At 71.0% G+C, this 18,894-nt stretch carries 18 protein-coding genes; 15 read left to right on the plus strand and 3 right to left on the minus strand.

Translation table 11 applies throughout. The annotated features are described in order from the left end of the window. Position 1: 1 nt before the first annotated feature. The 12 genes from BM360_RS18810 (at position 2) to BM360_RS18865 (ending at position 8,905) form a co-directional block, all read left to right on the plus strand. A complete protein-coding gene (locus BM360_RS18810; RefSeq protein ID WP_093317237.1) occupies positions 2-655 on the plus strand; it encodes a FliH/SctL family protein in 654 nt (217 codons plus the stop codon). Further along, complete coding sequence (locus BM360_RS18815) at positions 652-1,977, plus strand: FliI/YscN family ATPase (RefSeq protein WP_093317239.1); 1,326 nt, start codon at positions 652-654, stop codon at positions 1,975-1,977. The genes BM360_RS18810 and BM360_RS18815 overlap by 4 nt, the downstream gene beginning before the upstream one ends. Beyond that, positions 1,974-2,393 carry a hypothetical protein gene (locus BM360_RS18820; RefSeq protein ID WP_093317242.1) on the plus strand — a complete coding sequence of 140 codons (420 nt, stop codon included), beginning with the start codon at positions 1,974-1,976 and terminating at the stop codon, positions 2,391-2,393. The genes BM360_RS18815 and BM360_RS18820 overlap by 4 nt, the downstream gene beginning before the upstream one ends. Continuing rightward, positions 2,390-3,652, plus strand: a complete 1,263-nt coding sequence (locus BM360_RS18825) for a flagellar hook-length control protein FliK (RefSeq protein ID WP_131819307.1) — start codon at positions 2,390-2,392, stop codon at positions 3,650-3,652. The genes BM360_RS18820 and BM360_RS18825 overlap by 4 nt, the downstream gene beginning before the upstream one ends. Then, entirely contained in the window at positions 3,649-4,290 is a 642-nt protein-coding gene (locus BM360_RS18830) for a flagellar basal body-associated FliL family protein (RefSeq protein WP_093317247.1), read from the plus strand. Before BM360_RS18825 ends, BM360_RS18830 begins: the two co-directional genes overlap by 4 nt. 9 nt (positions 4,291-4,299) lie before the next feature. Continuing rightward, on the plus strand, positions 4,300-5,184 hold the full coding sequence (locus BM360_RS18835) for a flagellar motor switch protein FliM (protein ID WP_093317249.1): 885 nt from the start codon (positions 4,300-4,302) through the stop codon (positions 5,182-5,184). Position 5,185: 1 nt separating this feature from the next. Next, positions 5,186-5,497 (plus strand): flagellar motor switch protein FliN, encoded by a 312-nt coding sequence (gene fliN / locus BM360_RS18840; protein WP_093317251.1) that lies wholly within the window; start codon positions 5,186-5,188, stop codon positions 5,495-5,497. A gap of 5 nt (positions 5,498-5,502) precedes the next feature. Next, the gene (locus BM360_RS18845; RefSeq protein ID WP_093317254.1) at positions 5,503-5,790 is read left to right on the plus strand and encodes a FliO/MopB family protein; all 288 of its coding nucleotides are present in this window, start codon (positions 5,503-5,505) and stop codon (positions 5,788-5,790) included. Beyond that, positions 5,783-6,604, plus strand: a complete 822-nt coding sequence (fliP, locus tag BM360_RS18850; protein ID WP_093317256.1) for a flagellar type III secretion system pore protein FliP — start codon at positions 5,783-5,785, stop codon at positions 6,602-6,604. The genes BM360_RS18845 and fliP overlap by 8 nt, the downstream gene beginning before the upstream one ends. 100 nt (positions 6,605-6,704) lie before the next feature. Next, positions 6,705-6,974, plus strand: coding sequence for a flagellar biosynthesis protein FliQ (gene fliQ / locus BM360_RS18855; protein ID WP_093317259.1), 270 nt, complete (start codon positions 6,705-6,707; stop codon positions 6,972-6,974). 10 nt (positions 6,975-6,984) lie between these two features. Continuing rightward, entirely contained in the window at positions 6,985-7,773 is a 789-nt protein-coding gene (gene fliR / locus BM360_RS18860) for a flagellar biosynthetic protein FliR (RefSeq protein ID WP_278247474.1), read from the plus strand. Position 7,774: 1 nt separating this feature from the next. Further along, positions 7,775-8,905 (plus strand): EscU/YscU/HrcU family type III secretion system export apparatus switch protein, encoded by a 1,131-nt coding sequence (locus BM360_RS18865; RefSeq protein ID WP_093317261.1) that lies wholly within the window; start codon positions 7,775-7,777, stop codon positions 8,903-8,905. A gap of 21 nt (positions 8,906-8,926) precedes the next feature. Here BM360_RS18865 and BM360_RS18870 read toward each other — a convergent pair whose 3' ends face one another. Beyond that, positions 8,927-9,115, minus strand: a complete 189-nt coding sequence (locus BM360_RS18870) for a hypothetical protein (protein ID WP_093317264.1) — start codon at positions 9,113-9,115, stop codon at positions 8,927-8,929. An 85-nt stretch (positions 9,116-9,200) separates the two neighbouring features. Between BM360_RS18870 and rpe the strand changes: the two genes are divergently transcribed. The 3 genes from rpe (at position 9,201) to purH (ending at position 14,519) form a co-directional block, all read left to right on the plus strand. Then, positions 9,201-9,863, plus strand: a complete 663-nt coding sequence (gene rpe, locus BM360_RS18875) for a ribulose-phosphate 3-epimerase (RefSeq protein WP_093317267.1) — start codon at positions 9,201-9,203, stop codon at positions 9,861-9,863. After that, a complete protein-coding gene (locus BM360_RS18880) occupies positions 9,860-11,575 on the plus strand; it encodes a heparinase II/III family protein (protein ID WP_093317269.1) in 1,716 nt (571 codons plus the stop codon). Before rpe ends, BM360_RS18880 begins: the two co-directional genes overlap by 4 nt. 1,372 nt (positions 11,576-12,947) lie before the next feature. Further along, positions 12,948-14,519 carry a bifunctional phosphoribosylaminoimidazolecarboxamide formyltransferase/IMP cyclohydrolase gene (gene purH / locus BM360_RS18885; protein WP_093317272.1) on the plus strand — a complete coding sequence of 524 codons (1,572 nt, stop codon included), beginning with the start codon at positions 12,948-12,950 and terminating at the stop codon, positions 14,517-14,519. A 22-nt stretch (positions 14,520-14,541) separates the two neighbouring features. On the opposite strand, the gene BM360_RS18890 is transcribed toward purH, so the two are convergent. Continuing rightward, positions 14,542-16,062 (minus strand): lipopolysaccharide biosynthesis protein, encoded by a 1,521-nt coding sequence (locus BM360_RS18890; protein ID WP_093317486.1) that lies wholly within the window; start codon positions 16,060-16,062, stop codon positions 14,542-14,544. Positions 16,063-16,109: 47 nt separating this feature from the next. Further along, complete coding sequence (polA, locus tag BM360_RS18895; RefSeq protein ID WP_093317274.1) at positions 16,110-18,848, minus strand: DNA polymerase I; 2,739 nt, start codon at positions 18,846-18,848, stop codon at positions 16,110-16,112. Between the last annotated feature and the right edge of the window lie 46 nt (positions 18,849-18,894).

Consider the following 18,894-nt stretch of genomic DNA (forward strand, 5'->3'; position numbering starts at 1 on the left):
GGTGTGGCGGCTAGACAGGGCGGGGCTGGCGGCGGCATCGTCCGCGGCGCCGGTGCGCGGGGCGGACATTGCGTTCGTGCCGCTCGCTGCACGCCTGCTGCGCAGCGAAACGCCGGCCGCAGTGTCGCCGATGCGCGAGCCGGCGGCGCCGACCGAAGTGGATCTCGCCATGGCCGAGGCCGCGGCGTGGGAGCGCGGCGTGGCGGAGGGCCTGCGCCAGAGCGGCGACCTGCTGGCGGACGAGCGCGCCGCCCTGGTCGAGGAGCGCGAGGCGCTGCGGCGGCTGGCGCAGACGCTGGTCGCGCTTTCCCCGCAGCCGTCGGGCGACCTTGCGCTGCTGCTCGCCGCGACGGTGGAGCGGCTGGTGCGGCAGGTGGTGGGCGAAGTCGCGATCGACGGGCTGACCCTGCTCGCCCGCGCCAAGGCGGCCGCGGCGCTGATCGCGGACGAGGCTGTGCCCGGGCGCATGCGGCTGCACCCGCAAGACGCGGCGCGGCTGGCCGAGGCCGACCTGCCGGTCGAGCTGGTGGCGGATGCGACGCTGTCGCCCGGCAGCGTGCTGCTGGAAACGCGCGACGGCTGGATCGAACATGGCGTCGATGTGGCGCTGGACCGGCTGGATGCCGTGCTGGACGGCCTGGGGGTGGCACGATGACGCTGGCCAGCGACGCGGCGGGGCTGCTCGACCGGATCGATCTCGGAGCCGTGACCCCGCGGCGGGTCGGGCGGCTGGCCGCTTATGACGGGCTGATGCTGGAGGCGACGGGGCTGTCGCAGCCGGTGGGTGCGGCGGTGCGCGTGATCGACGACGAAGGGCGGCCGGCCCGCGCCGAGGTGGTCGGCTTCAAGAATGGCCGGACGCTGCTGATGGCGCTGGACGGCGATGCGCCGCACCGGGCGGGCGCGCGGGTGGAGCCCGACGCGCGCGGCGGATCGGCGGAGGTGGGCGAGGCGCTGCTCGGCCGCGTCGTCGATGCGCTGGGCAATCCGCTCGACGGACTGGGGCCGATCGGCGCGCATCACCGCGCGCCATTGGCGGGTCGCCGCAGCAACCCGCTCGACCGCGCGCGCGTGACCGAGGCGTTCGACATGGGCGTGCGCGCGGTCAACGCGCTGTTCACCGCCGGCGTCGGGCAGCGGATCGCGATCTGCGCGGGCTCGGGCGTCGGCAAGTCGGTGCTGATGGGGCAGATGATCCAGGGCGCGGATTGCGACGTGGTGGTCGTCGGCCTCGTCGGCGAACGATCGCGCGAGGTGAGCGACTTTCTCGCGACCAAGCTATCGGGCCCTGTCCGCGACAAGTCGGTCGTCGTCGCGGTGCCCGCGGATCACCCGCCGGTGCTGCGCCTGCGCGCGGCGATGCGCGCGACCGCCATCGCCGAATATTTCCGCGACCAGGGCCTCAAGGTGCTGCTGCTGATCGACAGTTTGACTCGCGTCGCCCATGCGCAACGCGAGATCGGCCTTTCGCTGGGCGAGCCGCCGACGATGAAGGGCTATCCGCCCTCCGCGCTCGGCCTGATCCCAAGGCTCGTCGAGCGCGCGGGGGCGGACAGCCGCTCGGGCGGATCGATCACTGCGCTCTACACCGTGCTGGCGGACGGCGACGATACGGACGACCCCATCGTCGATGCCGCCCGCTCGATCGTGGACGGGCATATCGTGCTGTCGCGCGCGCTGGCGGAGCGGGGCGTGTTTCCGGCGATCGACGTCGGCAAGTCCTTGAGCCGCGTCATGTCCGACATCGTCGCGCCCGAGCATGCGGCAGCGGCGGCGATGTGCAAGCGGCTCTGGTCGATCTACGAGGAGAATCGCGATCTGGTGCTGATGGGCGCCTACGCCCAGGGCTCCGACCCGATGATCGACGCGGCGATCGCGCACCAGCCGGTCATCCTCGACTTCATCTCGCAACCGGCCAAGGCGCAGATCGACATGGCGCAATCCATCGCCGATCTGGTCGAGCGGTTCGGCGGATGAGCGGCCTCGCCCACAGGCGCGAGCGGATCGTGCGCGTGCGCCGTATCCAGCACCTTCAGGCGGCGGCGGCCGCGGCGAAGGCGGAAGCGAAGGCGGAGAGCCTCGTCTCCACCGCCGAGCGGCTGGCGGCGCTGGCCGGATCGATGGCGCCCGCGCCCGGCGCGACGAGCGGCGCGACGCTGCGGACGGCGAGCGGCATGGCCGAGCGGCTGAACGCGATGCGCGACGGGCTGGCGGACGCCATCGTCGGCGCGCGTGCCGCGGCGGAGCGCGAGGCGGCGCTCAGGCTGGCCGCGCGCATCCAGCAGGAAAGCGCCGAGCGGCTGGAGCAGCGCGCGCGCGCGGCGGCGGCCAAGGCAGCGGAGAAGCGCATGCCGATCCCGCGCCTGCGCCGGCCCGAGGAGGAGTGGGCATGATCGCGACCCTGCCCCCACTGACGATCGAGCCGCTCGCTTTGGCCCGCGCGGTGCCGGCGCATGGCGACCAGTTCGCCGCTCTGCTCGCCGCCATGGCGGAGACGCCGGTGGGGACGGACGGGACCGCCGCGGCGGAGACGCCTGAGGTTGTGGCGGATGGGACCGCCGATCCGGAGAGCCCCGCGCCCCCGGCGGATGCCAGGCCCGCGCTCTCACCCGAGATCCTCGCGCTGCTGGCGCTGCTCGCCCCGGCGGCGGCGCCGCGCACCGCTCCCGAGGTGCGCGCGACGGCCACCGACGGCTCCACCGCGCCGCGTCGGATGCTGACGGCACAGCTCACGGCGACGAGCCCGCAGGCGGTGGCGGCGGCCGATCCCGCGCTGGAACGCACCGCGGCCGCGCTGACGGCCGCGCTTTCCGATGGTGCTGTTGCGCCCGCCGCCGACGCTGAGCTTCCCGCGATGGCGGCGCCCGCAACCGCGCCTGCGGCCGTCGTCGTCCTTGATTCCAACGCTCCCGCAAACGAGCCATCAAATGCGATGCGGAGCACGGCGGCGCTCGTCGACAAGACGGTGAAGACGATCGCGCGACAGCCGGTCGCTCCCACCCGCGATGGTGCGCGACAGGAGGCCGCCACACCCTCCGGGACGGATCGTGCGCCCGCCGAGCCCGATGTCGCACAGGCGGCCGAGACGCTTTCGCCCGCCGATCCGGCGGGGCCGCAAGCCACCCTGGCCGATGCCGCAGCCGCATCGGTGCCGCATGCGGCGCACGGCCCGGCCGAACCCGTCCGAAGCCCCGCGCCGGCACCACCCGCGGCAACGCAGCCCGCACCCGACCCCGGCCACCACCAGCTTGCCGCCGCCCGGGATGCGGCGTGGCTGGACGGGCTGGCGCGTGACATCGCCTCGGCCGCCGCGCCGGACGGCACCGCCCGCTTCGCGGTCGCGCCTGAGCGGCTGGGCGAGGTGCGCGTCGAGATTGCGCGTGGGGACGAGGGCGCCTCCGTCCGCCTCGCCACCGCGGACGAGCGGGCGCATGCGCTGCTCGCCGATGCCGCGCCGACGCTTCAAGCCGAAGCGCGGGCGAGCGGCGTGCGCATTGCCGAGACGCAGATCGACCTGTCCGGCGGACGGAGCGGCCAAGGCGGCGACCAGCGCGCGCCCGCGCCTGCCCCGATCCTCCGCACCGCCGCGGCGGCAGCCCCAACCTCCCCGGCGCCGGTGAAGCGCCACCAAGCCCAGGACCGTTACGCATGAGCAAGACCGAAGCCCCCGCCGATGGCGCCCCTGCCCCCAAGAAGAAAGGCAAGCTGAAGCCGCTGCTGCTGTTCGGCGTCGGCGGCGCGCTGCTGCTCGGCGGCGGGGTCGGCGCGGGCCTCTATGCCGCGGGTGCGGGCGGCGGCGGCGCGCATGCGGAGGAGAAGGACGTGCCCAAGCTCGTCCCCAAGGGCGAGGGCGAGCACAAGGCCGAGAGCGGCGAGGGCGGCGGCGGCCACGAGAGCGGCGGCGAAGGCGGCGAGGCGACCGCGGGCGCGCATGGCGCACCGCTGACCGACGCACATCCCGATCCCAGCAAATATGAGGCGACCTATTTCGCCATGGAGCAGCCGTTCACGTCGAACCTCCAGGATTCGGACGGGCTGATCCAGGTTTCGCTGGGTGTTTCGACCTATTATGACGGGCGCGTGATCGACAACCTCAAGCGCCACGAAATGCCCGTCCGCTCGGCCATCCTGATGGTGCTGGCGGATCAGGATCCGAACGTCATCGGCACGCCGCCCGGCAAGAAGGCCTTGCAGACCGCCTTGACCAAGTCGATCAACGACGTGCTTCGGCAGAAGGAAGGCTTTGGCGGCATCGATGACGTCTATTTTTCCAGCTTCATCGTCCAATAAGGCCAGCATTTGAGCGCCGAGCCCGCCCCGTTCCGCTTCGGCGAGGCGCCGGTGCGCACCACGGTGCGGCTGGCCGGGCTCGACCGGCTGGGCGACCGACTGGCGCGGCGCGTGCGGCTGGCGATCGAGCCGATCGCGCGGACCAAGACGCAGGTCGTCGCCGAACCCGTCGTCACCCAGCGCTTCGAGGCGTGGACCGCGACGCTGCCGCCCTTCATGTCGCTCAGCCTCTACCGGCTGCGGCCGCTGAAAGGCTCGATGCTGCTGGCGATCGAGGCGGATTTCGTGACGCGCATGGTGGACGCCTTCTACGGCGGCAGCGGCACGGGGCCGGCCGCGACGCAGGCGCGCGAGTTCACGCCTGCCGAGGAACGGCTGCTCGGCCGCATCGCCGACACTTTGGTCGAGCGGCTGGCCGAGACTTGGAGCGAGGTGACGCCGCTGGAGCCCCAGCTGGCCGCGCGCGAGACCAATATCGATTATGCCGGCCTCGTCCGCGGCGACGAGACGGTGGTCGTCCAGACGCTGACGGTGACGCCCGGCACGATGGCGCCGACGCGCATCTCGATCGTCTACCCCTTCACCGCGCTCCGCCCGCTTGAGCCGCTGCTCGCCGCCAAGACGCATGAGGAGAGCGGGCCAGGCGACGGCGAGTGGCGCGCGCAGCTGACCGAGGCGGTGATGGCGGTGCGGCTGCCCGTCCGCTCGGTGCTGGCGCGGCCGGAACTGTCGGTTGCCGAGCTGATGGCGCTGAAACCGGGCGACGTCATACCGATCACGCTTGCCAGCACCGTGCCGCTGACCGTAGCGGGCCGCAGGCTCGCCTCCGGCACCATCGGCGAGCGCGAGGGGCGCGCGGCGCTGATGATCGAGCAGATCGAGGGGCAAGGCTGACATGACGGACGACCTGCCGATGGCGGAGGACGGCGCGGCCGCCGCGCGCAATTTCCGGCTGCTTGCGGATATACCCTTGCGGCTCTCGGTCGAGGTCGGCTCCACCTCGCTGCGGCTGTCCGAGCTGCTCGATCTGGCCGAAGGATCGGTGGTCGAGCTGGACCGGCAGGCGAACGAGCTGCTCGACATCCTCGTCAACGGGACGTTGGTGGCCAAGGGCGAGGTGGTGACGGTGAACGGCCGCTTCGGCATCCGCGTGGTCGAGGTGGTCGCCGCGGAGAACCGGCTGGCAGGCCTCGAGCGGCGGTCCTGACGGGCATGATGGGCGAATATCTGCTGCGGCTGATCCCGCTGCTGCTGCTGGTGGCGGGGATGGCGGTGGGCAGCCTGTGGCTGTGGCGCAAGGTGCAGCCGGGCATGGCGCTGGGCGGCAATCGCCCGCGCGCCGTGCGCGTCGTCGATGCGGTGCCGATGGGCGCGACATCGCGGCTGGCGGTCGTCGAATTCGGCGGCAGGCATTTGCTGCTGGCGGTGAGCCGGGGCGGGATCACGCTGATCGCGGAGGGCGAGCCGGGGACGGTGACGCTGCCCGACGCCAATGGGTGAGACGGCGCTGAAGCTGCGCCACGGGCGGTTCCCCGGCTGGCTGGCGCTCGCGCTGATCTTCGCGCTCGCGCTCCTGCTCGCCGGCCCAGCCTTCGCGCAGGCCGCCGCGCCGCCGCCGGCCGCCGCGGCCGCGCCGGGCGCGCTCGACCGGGCGCTCACGACCATCGGCGGCGATGGACGGCCGCTGTCGCTGTCCTTGCAGATCCTGCTGCTGATGAGCCTGCTGACGGTGCTGCCGTCGCTCCTGCTCATGATGACGAGCTTCACCCGCATCATCATCGTGCTGTCGATCCTGCGGCAGGCGCTGGGCCTGCAGCAGACGCCGCCCAACCAGGTGCTGGTCGGCCTCGCGCTGTTCCTGTCGATCTTCGTGATGCGGCCGGTGATCAGCGAGATCAACGCCACCGCTTACACACCCTATGGCGAAGGACGCGTCCCGATCGAGACGGCGGTGCGGAACGGCGGCAATGTGCTGCACGGCTTCATGGTGCGGCAGACGCGCCAGACCGACCTCAAGCTGTTCAGCGACATGGCGGGCGCGCGCGGCTTCGCCCGGCCGGCGGACGTGCCCTTCTCCATCCTGCTGCCCGCCTTCGTGACGAGCGAGCTGAAGACCGCCTTCCAGATCGGCTTCCTGATCTTCCTGCCCTTCCTGATCATCGACCTCGTCGTCGCGACGACCCTGATGGCGCTCGGCATGGTGATGCTGAGCCCGTCGATCATCTCGATGCCGTTCAAGCTGCTGCTGTTCGTTCTGGTCGACGGCTGGGCGCTGACAATGGGATCGCTCGCCGCCAGTTTCGGGACAGGGTGATGAGGCACGCCCGTCATGCCAGCGCAGGCTGGCATCTCTCACCGGATCGCGTGGCCGCACGAGACCCCAGCTCTCGCTGGGGTGACGGTCCTTCGCGCTGATGGATCAGGATTATTTCATCGGCGTGGCGCAGCAGGCGCTGTGGATCCTGGCGCTGGCGACGACGCCGATCCTGCTGCCGGCGCTGGTTGCCGGGCTGATCCTCGGCATGGTGCAGGCGGCGACCTCGATCAACGAGCAGACGCTGAGCTTCGTCCCCAAGCTGATCGTCGTCGGCATTGCGCTGGCCATCTTCGGCGGCGCGATCCTGGTGCTGCTGGCGGACTTCACGCGCGACATCTTCGCGCGCATCCCGGATCTGGTGCGGTGAGGGTGCGCCCGTGAACGCGCTCATCCCCGGCGGGTTCGCCGGGCTGGAGGCGCAGCTGTGGCTGTGGCTGGTGGCGATGATCCGGCCGGGCGCGGCATTCGTCGCCGCGCCGGTGTTCGGCGCGCCGCAGGTGCCCTTGCAGGTGCGGCTGGTGATCGCGCTGGCGGTCGGCATGCCGGGGCTGGCGGCGGGCGGCTTCGACCTGCCGGCAGCGGGCGTCGTCTCGCCGGAAGGCGTGCTGATGATCCTCGGTGAGGTGCTGATCGGCCTTGCCATCGGCTTTGCCGTGCAGATCGGCTTTTCGGCGGCTCTGGTGGCGGGCGAGACGATCTCCAACGCGATGGGGCTCGGCTTCTCGTCGATGATCGATCCCTCGACGGATCAGGGCACGCCGGCGCTCGGCAGCTTCCTGTCGGTGCTGGGGACCTTGCTGTTCCTCAGCCTCGGCGGGCACCTGATGCTCGCCGCGATCCTGCTGGCGAGTTACCGCACGCTGCCGATCGGCGGGCCGCTGATGGGCGCGGAGCCGCTGCACGATCTCGTCCTGTTCGGCGGGCAGCTGTTCGCGGCGGGGCTGATGATCGCGCTGCCGGTCGGCTTCGCGCTGATCCTCGTCCAGCTGGTCATGGCGATGCTCGCCCGCTCGGCCCCTGCGCTCAACCTGTTTGCGGTGGGCCTGCCGGCGGCACTGATGGCGGGCATCGTCCTGCTCGCGATTGCGGCGCCGGTGATCGCCGACGGCATCGTCCTGTCGCTCCAGGCGGGGCTCGCCACCGCCGAGCGGATCGCGGGCGGCTGACATGGCGGAGAGCGAACAGGACAAGACCGAAGCGCCGACGCCCAAGAAGCGCGCCGACGCCGCCAAGCAGGGCGACGTCCTGCAATCCAGGGATCTCGCGACCGCTTTGGTGATCGTCGGCGGCGCGGCGTGGCTGGCGCTGGCGGGGCCGTGGATGCTGGGTGCGCTGAAGGACATGCTCGCCTCGGCCCTGTCGTTCGATGCAGGCGCGGTGGAGGGCTTCGATCCGGGCCGCGCGGTCGTCCGGCTGCTGCTGGTCGTCGCGCTGCCGCTGGCGGCGCTGCTGGGGATCACGCTGATCGCGGCGGTGGCCGCGCCCGCCCTGCTCGGCTCGCTCGGCTTTCGCACCGATGCGCTGGGCTTCAAGCCGAACAAGATGAACCCGATGGCGGGCCTTTCCCGCATGTTCGGCAAGCAGGGACTGGCGGAGCTGGTCAAGTCGCTCGCCAAGGTCGGCGTGCTGGGCGCGGTCGGCGTGTGGCTGCTGATGGGTCGGGCGCGCGAGATCGTGCACATGGGCACGCGCGATGCGGCGGGCGCGCTGGCGGAGGTCGGCTCCGTGTTCGTGCTGGCGATCCTCGTCATGGCGGTGGCGCTGGCGGCGATCGCGATGATCGACGTGCCGACGCAGATCTTCCAGCGCATGTCGCGCCTGCGCATGACCAAGGAGGAGGTGAAGGAGGAGCACAAGCAGAGCGAGGGCTCGCCCGAACTGAAGGCGCAGATCCGCCGCCGCCAGCACGAGACGCTGCGCGCCTCCGCCCGCGGCGCGATCGCCGAGGCGACGGTGGTGCTGGCCAACCCGACGCACTTCGCGGTCGCGCTCCGCTACCGCCCCGGGCAGGACGCCGCGCCGATGGTGGTGGCGCGCGGGCGCGGGGACACGGCGCTCGCCATCCGCGCGCTGGCGGACGAACATGCGGTGCCGGTGCTGCGCTATCCGCAGCTGGCGCGTGCGCTCTATTTCACCGCGCGCACGGGGCAGACGGTGCGCGAGGATCTGTATCTGGCGGTGGCGACGGTGCTGGCGTTCGTGTTCAACCTCGACCGCTCCCTCGATGCCGAGTCGCGCCAGCCCGACGTGACAGTGCCGCCGGATGCGCGGTTCGACGAGGATGGGCGGCGGGAGTAGACTCCTGCCGTCCGGCCCGGCTCAATCCTTGTGCGGGGTCATGTCCACGGGGTCGCTCGCCGGGAAGGTCTCGTCGACCGCCTCGTCCTGCTCGTCCCAGTTTTTCTGCGGGTCGCGCATCGATTCGGCGCCGGCGGGGCGGACGGGGTTGGCTTCGCCCTCGCCGTCATGGTCGGAGAAGGCGGCGTCGCGCGGGGTCGGATCGGTCATGCTCGTCTCCTGTCTTCGGGCGTATAAGCGCATGACGCGCTCGGCAGTTGCCCCGCCTGCCTTCGCGCAATAGACCCCTGCCCCCATGCAACAGCCTGTCCGCATCGCCCCGTCCATCCTGTCCGCCGATTTCGCCCGACTGGGCGAGGAGGTGCGCGCCATCGATGCGGCGGGGGCCGACTGGATCCATGTCGACGTGATGGACGGGCATTTCGTGCCCAACCTGACGATCGGACCGGCGGTGGTGAAGGCGCTGCGCCCGCACACGGCCAAGCGCTTCGACGTGCACCTGATGATCTCGCCGGTGGACGAATATCTCGACGCCTTCGCCGAGGCGGGGGCCGACCAGCTGACCGTGCATCCCGAGGCGGGGCCGCACCTTCACCGCACGATCCAGCGGATCAAGGCGCTCGGCAAGCGCGCGGGCGTGGCGCTCAATCCCGCGACGCCGGCCAAGATGCTCGACTATGTGCTGGAGGAAGTGGATCTGGTGCTGGTGATGAGCGTCAATCCGGGCTTCGGCGGGCAGAGCTTCATCGAATCGCAGTTCCGCAAGATCGAGGCGATCCGCAAGTCGATCGACAAGCTGGGCAAGCCCATCGATCTCGAGGTGGACGGCGGCGTCGATCAGGCCAATGCCGCGCGCGTGATCGCCGCGGGCGCCGATGCGCTGGTCGCCGGCACCGCGACGTTCAAGGGCGGGCCGGACGCCTATGCTGCCAACATCCGGGCGCTGCGCGGGGCATGACGGCGGAGCGCCCGGTCGACGGGATCGAGCCGGGCCGACGGCTGATCCGCGTCGAATCGGAGCGCGGCCTGTCGCTGGCCGAGCGGCTGACCAACCAGCTGGCGCGGTTGAGCTGGCGCACGCCGTTGCATGCGGTGCGCCTGCGCGGACGCTATCCGCTCAAGTTGCTCGGCGTGCCGGAGGACCCGCTGCCGGGATCGGCGGCGGCAGGGCGCGAGATGCTGGCGGGCAGCATCGCCCATCGCGGCGAGACGACCGAGATCGAGCCGCTCGACTTCGCCCGGATGCCCGGATCGGCCGCCTTCGCCGATCATCTCCAGAGCTTCGCCTGGCTGCGCGACCTCGCCGCGGCGACGGACCGCGTGAAGGGCGCGCCCATCGCCGAACTGCTGATGCGGCGCTGGCTGGCGGCGCATGGCTCGACCGTCGCCGATGCGGCGTGGCGGCCGGACCTGTGGGGGCGGCGCATCCTGTTCTGGGGCGCCTATGCCCCCTACATCCTGTCGTCGACCGACATCGTCTATCGCTCCGCCGTGCTGAACGGGCTGGCGCGGGGCGCGCGGCACCTCGACCGGAGTGCCGACAAGGCGCCGCTCGGCCTGCCGCGGATCGCCGCCTGGGCGGGCGTGATCGCGGCGGGGCTGCTGATCCCCGGCGGCGACGGGCGCGTGGCGCATGGCGAGGCGGGGCTCGGCCGCACGCTGGGACTGGCGCTCTACGCCGATGGCGGGCTGACCAGCCGCTCGCCGCTCGACCAGATCGAGGCGATCGAGCTGCTGGCGATGCTGGCGCAGGTCTATGCGGTGCGACGGCGCGAGCCGGCCGCGGCGATCGCGCAGGCGCTGGCGCGGGCGGTGCCGGCGCTGCTCGGCGTGACGCTGGGCGATGGCGGGCTGTCGAGCTGGCAGGGCGGCGCGCCTCTGCGGGCGGCACGCGTGGCGGCGGCGGTGACGGCCTCGGGCGTGCGGGGACGGCCGCTCCGGCAGGCGCGCGACTGGGGCTATCAGCGGCTGTCCGCGGTGCAGACTTTACTGGTGCTCGACGCCGCGCCGCCGCCGATCGCGCGCGGCGCAGGCGGCTGCGCCTCGACGCTCGCCTTCGAGCTGTCGGACGGGCCGCACCGGCTGATCGTCAATTGCGGCGGCGCAGGCGGCGGCATGGCGCTGCCGGCGGAGCTGGCGCAGGCGCTGCGCGCGACGGCGGCGCACTCCACCCTGGTGCTGGCGGACGCCAACTCGACCGCGATCCACGCCGACGGCTCGCTCGGCCGGGGGGTGAGCGAGGTGGAGCTGGACCGGCAGGAGCTGGAGGCGGGATCGCGGCTTGAGGTGAGCCATGACGGCTATGTCCGCCGCCACGGCCTGATCCACCGGCGCAACCTGCTGCTGGCCGCCGATGGCCGCGAGCTGAAGGGCGAGGACATCCTCCTCCCCTCGGGCCGCCGCCGCGCGACCGACCTGCCCTTCGCCATCCGCTTCCACCTGGCGCCCGGCGTCGAGGCGAGCGCGACCGCCGACGGGCTCGGCGCGCTGCTGCGCATCACGGAAGGCGCGCTGTGGCAGTTCCGCTGCCGCGGCGGCACGCTCAGCGTCGAGGAAAGCCTGTGGGTGGACCCGACGGGGCGGCCACGGGGGACGAGCCAGCTGGTGGTGACGGGAATGAGCCCCGCGGGCGGGGCGAGCGTCGGCTGGGTGCTGAAGCGGGCGGGGTAGAACCGCCGCTCTCCTGCGTCATGCCAGCGAAAGCTGGCATCTTGTGAGGCTTGGCCCAGGCTGTCGGAGTGCCAGGCCCTTGGGAGACCCCAGCTTGCGCTGGGGTGACGGGAGGCGCGTAGGACGCTGCCGCGGATTTTGCCCGTAATGACAAGGAGTAGAGGCCGACCGGCGCGTCCTGGTGCGCGCATCCGGGAGGGGGTCGCCCTTGGAAGGGCCGCCCGCCTCAAGGTTATGGCGCGTCTGCCTTCGAGACGCTGCCGGTTCGGATGCGGGATGGTGACGGGGACAAGCGACCATGCCCCGCGACTGCCCGCATCCCGGCCCGGGGTATCGCCCGCGCCGTTCAGTCTATTTCGCGAAGCTTCGGCTGGGAGCCGGATGTCTTCGCGCCGGTCGGTGCCCGAAAGGCTGCCTCTTGCCCGCTGCCGCGATCACTGGTGGCGAGCGGGTGGGCTGGTAGCCGATCTGGTTCGTTTTGTCAAGATGGGGAGGGTTGGCGTGGGCGGGTTGATCCAGCGGTGGCGCGGGTCGGCTGCCTGGTGGACCCCGGAACAAGTCCGAGGCGACGAGCGATAAGGCGACGTCCGCTGACGCGCGATTGCGGACATTTGCGGTTGAGGGCACAGTCAGGGCTATGAGCAGCAAGCCGCCAAAAACTCCGCAGCAAAAGAAAGCTTTGAGCCTCCGACTCGATCGCCGGAACACTTACGGTGAAAGCCCGCATGGAGCACGCAAAGCAATCCCGTTGAGGAAGGCGAAAGAGAATCGCCGCATACGTCACGAGAACAATCAAGCTCTGGCTGGGCTTGAGCGTCTAGATGAGGCTTCTTCCGATCTTATCGAAAGCTCAGCCAGGCAGAACTCGACGAAGACTGGTGGGTGGAAGAAGTCTCCGGACGCGCCGCTTTCTGAGGCGCTCGATCGCACATCAGAGAAGCGAGAGGGCCGTGTCGGTCGGAAATCCGCCGCTCGGCTGTCGGAGACGAACGTCCGGTAATCACCATTTCAGACGTCAAAACGCTCTATCCGGATGTCGCCGAGATCCGGGTAATGTATCAAGCCGGCCTGATCATCCACAACAAGGATGCCCGTCTCTAGGTAGTCCCACTCCGAAGCCGGATAATCCGAAGCGAAGGCTTGCTCCTCGATGAGCGCTACGAGGGTGCCCGCACAGCCGTCTACCTTGACCCTATCGCCAACCCGCAGCTCTCCGCCTCTTGCGCTGCCTGCCTGCTTCTACCCGGTATGTCCGCTTTCCACCAACTCCGGACATCGGGCCAAGCCTGCGGCGTCGACCGTCACGGCGGATGACAGAACGCCGCCCCTTCCCGCTTTCGCTTGGCGGCTTGGCCGACTACAGGCTCGCGCCATGACCGATATCGCCATCCGCCGCGCGCTGCTTTCCGTCTCGGACAAGAGCGGGCTTGTCGACCTGGGCCGTGCGCTGGCGGACAAGGGGGTGGAGCTGGTCTCGACCGGCGGGACGGCGAAGGCGCTGCGCGAGGCGGGGCTGGCGGTGCGGGACGTGTCCGACCTGACCGGCTTTCCCGAGATGATGGACGGGCGCGTAAAGACGCTGCACCCGATCGTGCATGGCGGCCTGCTGGCGGTGCGCGACAATGCCGAGCATGTCGCATCGATGGAGGCGCACGGGATCGGCGCGATCGATCTGGTGGTGGTCAACCTCTACCCGTTCGAGGCGACGGTGGCGAAGGGCGCCGCGCGCGACGAGATCATCGAGAATATCGACATCGGTGGCCCGTCGATGGTGCGCTCGGCGGCGAAGAACCATGCGTCGGTCGCGATCGTGACCGATCCGGCGGATTACGCGCTGGTCGGCAGCGGCACCACGACGCTGGAGGATCGCCGCCGCTTCGCCGCCAAGGCCTATGCGGCGACGGCCGCTTACGATGCGGCGATCGCGACGTGGTTCGGCCGGGTCGATCAAAGCGAGGCCTTCCCGCCGGTGCAGGCGGAGGCGCGGCGGCTCGCCATGCCGCTGCGCTATGGCGAGAATCCGCATCAGGCGGCGGCGCTCTATTTCCCGGCAGGCGCGCACGCGGCCGGCATCGCGCAGGCACGGCAGGTGCAGGGCAAGGAGCTGAGCTACAACAACCTGAACGACGCCAATGCCGCGCTGGAGCTGGTCGCCGAGTTCCGCGACGGGCCGCCGACGGTGGTGATCGTCAAACATGCCAATCCGTGCGGCGTGGCGACGGGCGACACGCTGGCCGAGGCGTTCAAGGCGGCGCTGGAGTGCGACAGCGTGTCGGCCTTCGGCGGCATCGTCGCGGTCAATCGCCCGCTCGACGGGGCGACGGCGGAGGCGATCAGCGCGATCTTCACCGAGGTGGTCGCCGCCCCTGATGCGGACGAGGCGGCGAAGGCGGTGTTCGCGCGCAAGAAGAATTTGCGCCTGCTGCTGACGGGCGACCTGCCCGATCCCGCGCGCGCCGGCCAGACGGCGGTGCCGATCGCCGGCGGCATCCTGGTGCAGGATCGCGACAATGGCCGCGTCACGCGCGACATGCTGAAGGTCGTGACCAAGCGGCACCCGACCGAGCAGGAAATTGCCGACTGCCTGTTCGCGTGGACCGTGGCCAAGCACGTCAAGTCGAACGCGATCGTCTATGCCAGGGACGGCATCACCGCCGGCATCGGTGCGGGCCAGATGAACCGTCGCGATTCGAGCCGCATCGCCGCCGCCAAGGCGGTCGAGGCGGCGGAGACGCATGGCTGGGGCACGTCACGCGCGGTCGGCTCGGCGGTAGCGTCGGACGCCTTCTTCCCCTTCCCCGACGGGCTGCTGGCGGCGGCCGAGGCGGGGGCGACGGCGGTGATCCAGCCGGGCGGCTCGATCCGCGATGCGGACGTGATCGCCGCGGCCGACGAGGCCGGGCTGGCGATGATGTTCACGGGCATGCGCCACTTCCGCCACTGACGGGCTGAGACGCCCGCCGCCATCAGGCGGCGGCGGGCTCCGCCGCCACGTCCTTGGGCTTGAGGCGGAACAGCTCGCGATCCTCGTGGCTGAAGCCGCGGCGCCAGATCACCCAGCCGTAGGCGCCAAGGATCAGCGCGACGCCGAGGCTGAGCTGCGTCCATTCGGGGGTGAGCAGCACCAGCGCGCCTGCCGCCGCCGCCGCCAGCGTGGCGGGGAGCAGCGCCCAGCGCCAGCCGGACACGCGCGCGCCCAGCAGCCGCGCCGCCAGCCGCGACTTGGCGATCGAGGCGAAGGCGAGCGCGACCATGAGGCCGATGGCGACGCCCGCCGCCGAGATCGGATCGGCGCGCGGATCGACCTCCGGCCGGGTCGACCAGCCCCAATCCCGCAGCAGCGGCACCGCTTCGCGCAGCGCATAGATCAGCCCGACCGAGACGAGCACCTGCACGATCACCATCGCCAGCGAGATGACAAGATTGCGCCAGCGGGCGACGTAGATCAGCGCCGCCTCGCTCACCGCCGCCGTCGCCGCAATCGCCTCCGCGCCGAGCAGGAAGGCGAGCGCGGCGGTGCCGCCGACGAAGGTCGGGCCGACCAGCCCCATCACCGCCTCGCCCGGGATGCCGAGCGCGAGCGCGATGCCGAGCTGTGCGGCGATGATCCAGAAGCCGACCTGGCGCACCTGCTTGGCGACGGCGGGCTTGTCCCCCTCCCCCAGCTTCTGCGTGATGACGGGGCCGAGGATCGGATCGAAGCTGGTCTTCAGCTTTTGCGGCAGCGAGGCGACCTGCTGCGCGACATAATAGATGCCGACGATATCGGGCAGGAAGAAGCGGCCGAGGATGTAGATGTCGAGCCGGCGCGAACCCCACTCGATCGCGTCGGCGCCGGCCAGCGGCACGTTGCGCAGCGCGAGCTTGGCCAGCACCGCCGGCTTCGGCGCCCAGCCGCGCGGGTGCCCGTAGCTGCGCAGCAGCGGCACGATCGAGGCGGTCAGCGCGGCGATGGTGGAGAGGACATAGGCCAGGATCAGCCCGTCGCGGCGCGAGTAGAAAGCGAGGGCGGCGGCGGCGATGCTGATCGTCCACGGCTCGACGATGGCGCGCGCCTTGACGGTCGCCGCCACGTCGCCGCGATAGGCGAGCGCGGCGAGCGCGATGTCGCTGAGCGCCCAGCCGAAGATGGTGAGCGGCAGCAGCCAGTCGAGCCCGTAGATCGGCGAATTGGGGAACATGAGCTGCGGCATGGCGATCAGCACGCCCGCCGCCACGACCGAGCCGAACATGGTGAGCAGCAGCGCATCCCAGACGATATGGACGTGCGGGCGCTTCTCCTCCGACAGCTGGCGCGCCAGCCCGCGCTTCAGCCCGAGCGTGGCGAGCTGTGCGGCGAACTCCACCGTGATCGTCGCCAGCGCGAACCGGCCGAGCGCGTCGGCGCCGTAGACGCGTCCGGCGATGAACAGGAAGGGCAGCCGCGCGGCCAGGCGGATGAGGAAGCCGAACACGTTGGTGCGCCCGCCCTTGGCGAGCGCGGCCATGTCGGCGCCGGGGGCGTGAAGGTCGAGCCCCTCGGCGGCAGGCTTGCTCAATGCGCGTCGCCCCAGTTCGCCGCGACGCCGATCTCGACGCCCAGGGGCACGTCGAGGCGGATGGCGGGTTCGGCCGCGCGCTCCATGGTCTCGCGGATCACCGCGGTGGCGGCGTCGACCTGCGCCTCCGGCAGCTCGAAGACGAGTTCGTCATGGACCTGGAGGAGCATGCGCACGTCGCCCAAGCCCGCGGCGGCGAGGTTCGGCCCCATGCGCACCATCGCGCGCTTGATGATGTCCGCACTGGTGCCCTGGATCGGCGCGTTAATCGCCTGCCGCTCGGCGCCCTGCCGCTCGCCCACCGTCTTGCCCTTGATCGCGGGCAGATGCAGCTTGCGGCCGAACAGGGTGGTGACGAAGCCGTGCTCGCGCACCTGCGCGATCGTCTCGGCGATGTAGCGGTTGATGCCGGGGAACCGCTCGAAATAGCGGTCGATCATCGCCTGCGCGTCCGCCCGGTCGGTGCCGAGGCGGGCGGCGAGGCCCCAGGACGAGATGCCGTAGAGGATGGCGAAGTTGATCGTCTTGGCCCGCCCGCGCGTGTCGCGATTGACCTCGCCGAACAGCTCTGTGGCCGTCAGGCTGTGGATGTCGGTGCCCTCGGCGAAGGCCTGCTTCAACTGCGGCACGTCGGCCATGTGCGCGGCGAGGCGGAGCTCGATCTGGGAATAGTCGGCGGAGATCAGGACATTGCCCGGCCCCGCGACGAAGGCGTGGCGGATGCGGCGGCCGACCTCGGTGCGGATCGGGATGTTCTGGAGGTTCGGCTCGTTCGACGACAGCCGCCCGGTCTGCGCGACGGCGAGCGAATAGCTGGTGTGGACGCGCCCCGTCTCCGGGTTGATCTCCTGCTGAAGCGCATCGGTGTAGGTCGACTTGAGCTTGGTCATCTGGCGCCAGTCGAGCACCTTGCGGGCGATCTCCGCCCCTTCGCCGGCCAGCCGCTCAAGCTCGGTCACGTCGGTAGACCAGGCGCCCGACTTGCCCTTCTTGCCGCCCTTCAGGCCCATCCCCTCGAACAGCACCTTGCCGAGCTGCTGCGGCGAGCCGATGGCGAACTTCGTGCCGGCAATCTCGTGCACCTCGCCTTCCAGCCGCAGGATCTCCTGCCCGAACTCGGCGGACAGGCGGGCAAGCTCGGCGCGGTCGACGAGGATGCCGGCGCGCTCCATCTCGGCAATGACGGGCACGAGCGGGCGATCGACCAGCTCGTAGACGCGGGTGGCGGCTTCGAGGCCCAGCCGCGGCTTCAGCTTGCGCCACAGGCGGAGCGTGACGTCCGCATCCTCGGCGGCATATTCGGTCGCCTTGTCGAGCGGCACCTTGTCGAAGGTGATCGCGCTCTTGCCCGTGCCGCAGACCGTCTTGAACTCGATGCAGGCGTGGCTGAGGTGGCGCTTGGCGAGATCGTCCATCCCGTGGGCCCCGAGACCCGCGTCGAGATCGTAGGACAGCAGCATCGTGTCGTCATAGGGCGTCACGTCCACGCCGTGGCGGCGGAACATGATGAGGTCATATTTGAGGTTCTGGCCGATCTTGAGGATCGATGGATCCTCCATCAGCGGCTTGAGCTTGCCCAGCACCGTCTCGCGCGAGAGCTGCGCGGGCGCTTCCGCCAGCAGGCCGTCGCCGCCATGTGCGATGGGGATGTAGCAGGCCTTGCCGGGCGCGGTAGCGAGGCTGATGCCGACGAGCGTCGCGCGGATGCAGTCGAGGTCGTTCGTCTCGGTATCGACCGCGACGGCGCCCGCCGCAAAGGCGTCGGCGATCCAGCGGTCGAGCGCGGCCTCGTCGGTGACCGTCTCGTAATCCTTGTGCACGAAGGCGGGCTCGTCCGCGGGCCGGGGCGGCGGCGGGGCGGCATCGGCGGTGGCGCCGCCGAGCTTGGTGAGCAGCGAGCGGAAGCCCTGATCCTCAAGGAAGGCGCGCAAGGGCTCGGGGGGCACGCCCTGCATCGCCAGCTGGTCGAGCGGCTGGGCGAGCGGGCGATCGCACACCAGCCGGACGAGTTCGCGGCTCATCCGCGCGGCATCGGCATGATCGATCAGCGACTGGCGGAGCTTCGGCTTCTTGATCCCATCGGCCGCGGCCAGCACGTTCTCGAGGTTGCCATGCTCCTGGATGAGCTGCGCCGCGGTCTTGGCGCCGACGCCGGGGACGCCGGGCACATTGTCGACGCTGTCGCCCATCAGCGCGAGCACGTCGCCGAGCTGTTCGGGGGGCACGCCGAACTTCTCGACCACTTCGGCAGCACCGATGCGGCGGTTGTTCATCGTGTCGAGCAGGTCGAGCCCCGGCTCGATCAGCTGCATCAGATCCTTGTCGGACGAGACGATCGTCACCTGCCAGCCCTCGGCCAGCGCGGCCTTGGCGTAGCAGGCGATGATGTCGTCCGCCTCCAGCCCCTCCTCCTCGATGCACGGCACCGAGAAGGCGCGGACGGCATCGCGAATCACCGGGAATTGCGGCGTGAGATCAGGCGGCGGCGGCGGGCGGTGCGCCTTGTACTGATCGTACATCGTGTTGCGGAACGTCTTGGACGAGGCGTCGAAGATCACCGCGAGGTGGCTCGGCCCGTCGGCCCGGCCGAGATCGTCGAGCAGCTTCCACAACATGGTGGTGAAGCCGTAGACGGCGCCGGCCGGCTGGCCATGGCGGTTGGTCAGCGGCGGCAGCCGGTGATAGGCGCGGAAGATGTAGCCCGAGCCGTCGACGAGATAGAGGTGGTTGGCCATGCCCGCCGCTGCCTAGCAGGCGGCGGGCGACGCGGGAACGGGGTTG

The organism is Sphingomonas jatrophae, assembly GCF_900113315.1.
Classification (GTDB): domain Bacteria; phylum Pseudomonadota; class Alphaproteobacteria; order Sphingomonadales; family Sphingomonadaceae; genus Sphingomonas_P; species Sphingomonas_P jatrophae.

What these genes read in the sequence shown, in the direction of transcription:
- BM360_RS18815 (WP_093317239.1), top strand. Translation starts at nt 652, where the DNA reads ATGACGCTGGCCAGCGACGCGGCGGGGCTGCTCGACCGGATCGATCTC.
- BM360_RS18820 (WP_093317242.1), top strand. Translation starts at nt 1,974, where the DNA reads ATGAGCGGCCTCGCCCACAGGCGCGAGCGGATCGTGCGCGTGCGCCGT.
- BM360_RS18825 (WP_131819307.1), top strand. Translation starts at nt 2,390, where the DNA reads ATGATCGCGACCCTGCCCCCACTGACGATCGAGCCGCTCGCTTTGGCC.
- BM360_RS18830 (WP_093317247.1), top strand. Translation starts at nt 3,649, where the DNA reads ATGAGCAAGACCGAAGCCCCCGCCGATGGCGCCCCTGCCCCCAAGAAG.
- fliN (WP_093317251.1), top strand. Translation starts at nt 5,186, where the DNA reads ATGACGGACGACCTGCCGATGGCGGAGGACGGCGCGGCCGCCGCGCGC.
- BM360_RS18845 (WP_093317254.1), top strand. Translation starts at nt 5,503, where the DNA reads ATGATGGGCGAATATCTGCTGCGGCTGATCCCGCTGCTGCTGCTGGTG.
- fliP (WP_093317256.1), top strand. Translation starts at nt 5,783, where the DNA reads ATGGGTGAGACGGCGCTGAAGCTGCGCCACGGGCGGTTCCCCGGCTGG.
- fliQ (WP_093317259.1), top strand. Translation starts at nt 6,705, where the DNA reads ATGGATCAGGATTATTTCATCGGCGTGGCGCAGCAGGCGCTGTGGATC.
- BM360_RS18865 (WP_093317261.1), top strand. Translation starts at nt 7,775, where the DNA reads ATGGCGGAGAGCGAACAGGACAAGACCGAAGCGCCGACGCCCAAGAAG.
- BM360_RS18870 (WP_093317264.1), bottom strand. Translation starts at nt 9,115, where the DNA reads ATGACCGATCCGACCCCGCGCGACGCCGCCTTCTCCGACCATGACGGC.
- rpe (WP_093317267.1), top strand. Translation starts at nt 9,201, where the DNA reads ATGCAACAGCCTGTCCGCATCGCCCCGTCCATCCTGTCCGCCGATTTC.
- BM360_RS18880 (WP_093317269.1), top strand. Translation starts at nt 9,860, where the DNA reads ATGACGGCGGAGCGCCCGGTCGACGGGATCGAGCCGGGCCGACGGCTG.
- purH (WP_093317272.1), top strand. Translation starts at nt 12,948, where the DNA reads ATGACCGATATCGCCATCCGCCGCGCGCTGCTTTCCGTCTCGGACAAG.
- BM360_RS18890 (WP_093317486.1), bottom strand. Translation starts at nt 16,062, where the DNA reads ATGGCCGCGCTCGCCAAGGGCGGGCGCACCAACGTGTTCGGCTTCCTC.
- polA (WP_093317274.1), bottom strand. Translation starts at nt 18,848, where the DNA reads ATGGCCAACCACCTCTATCTCGTCGACGGCTCGGGCTACATCTTCCGC.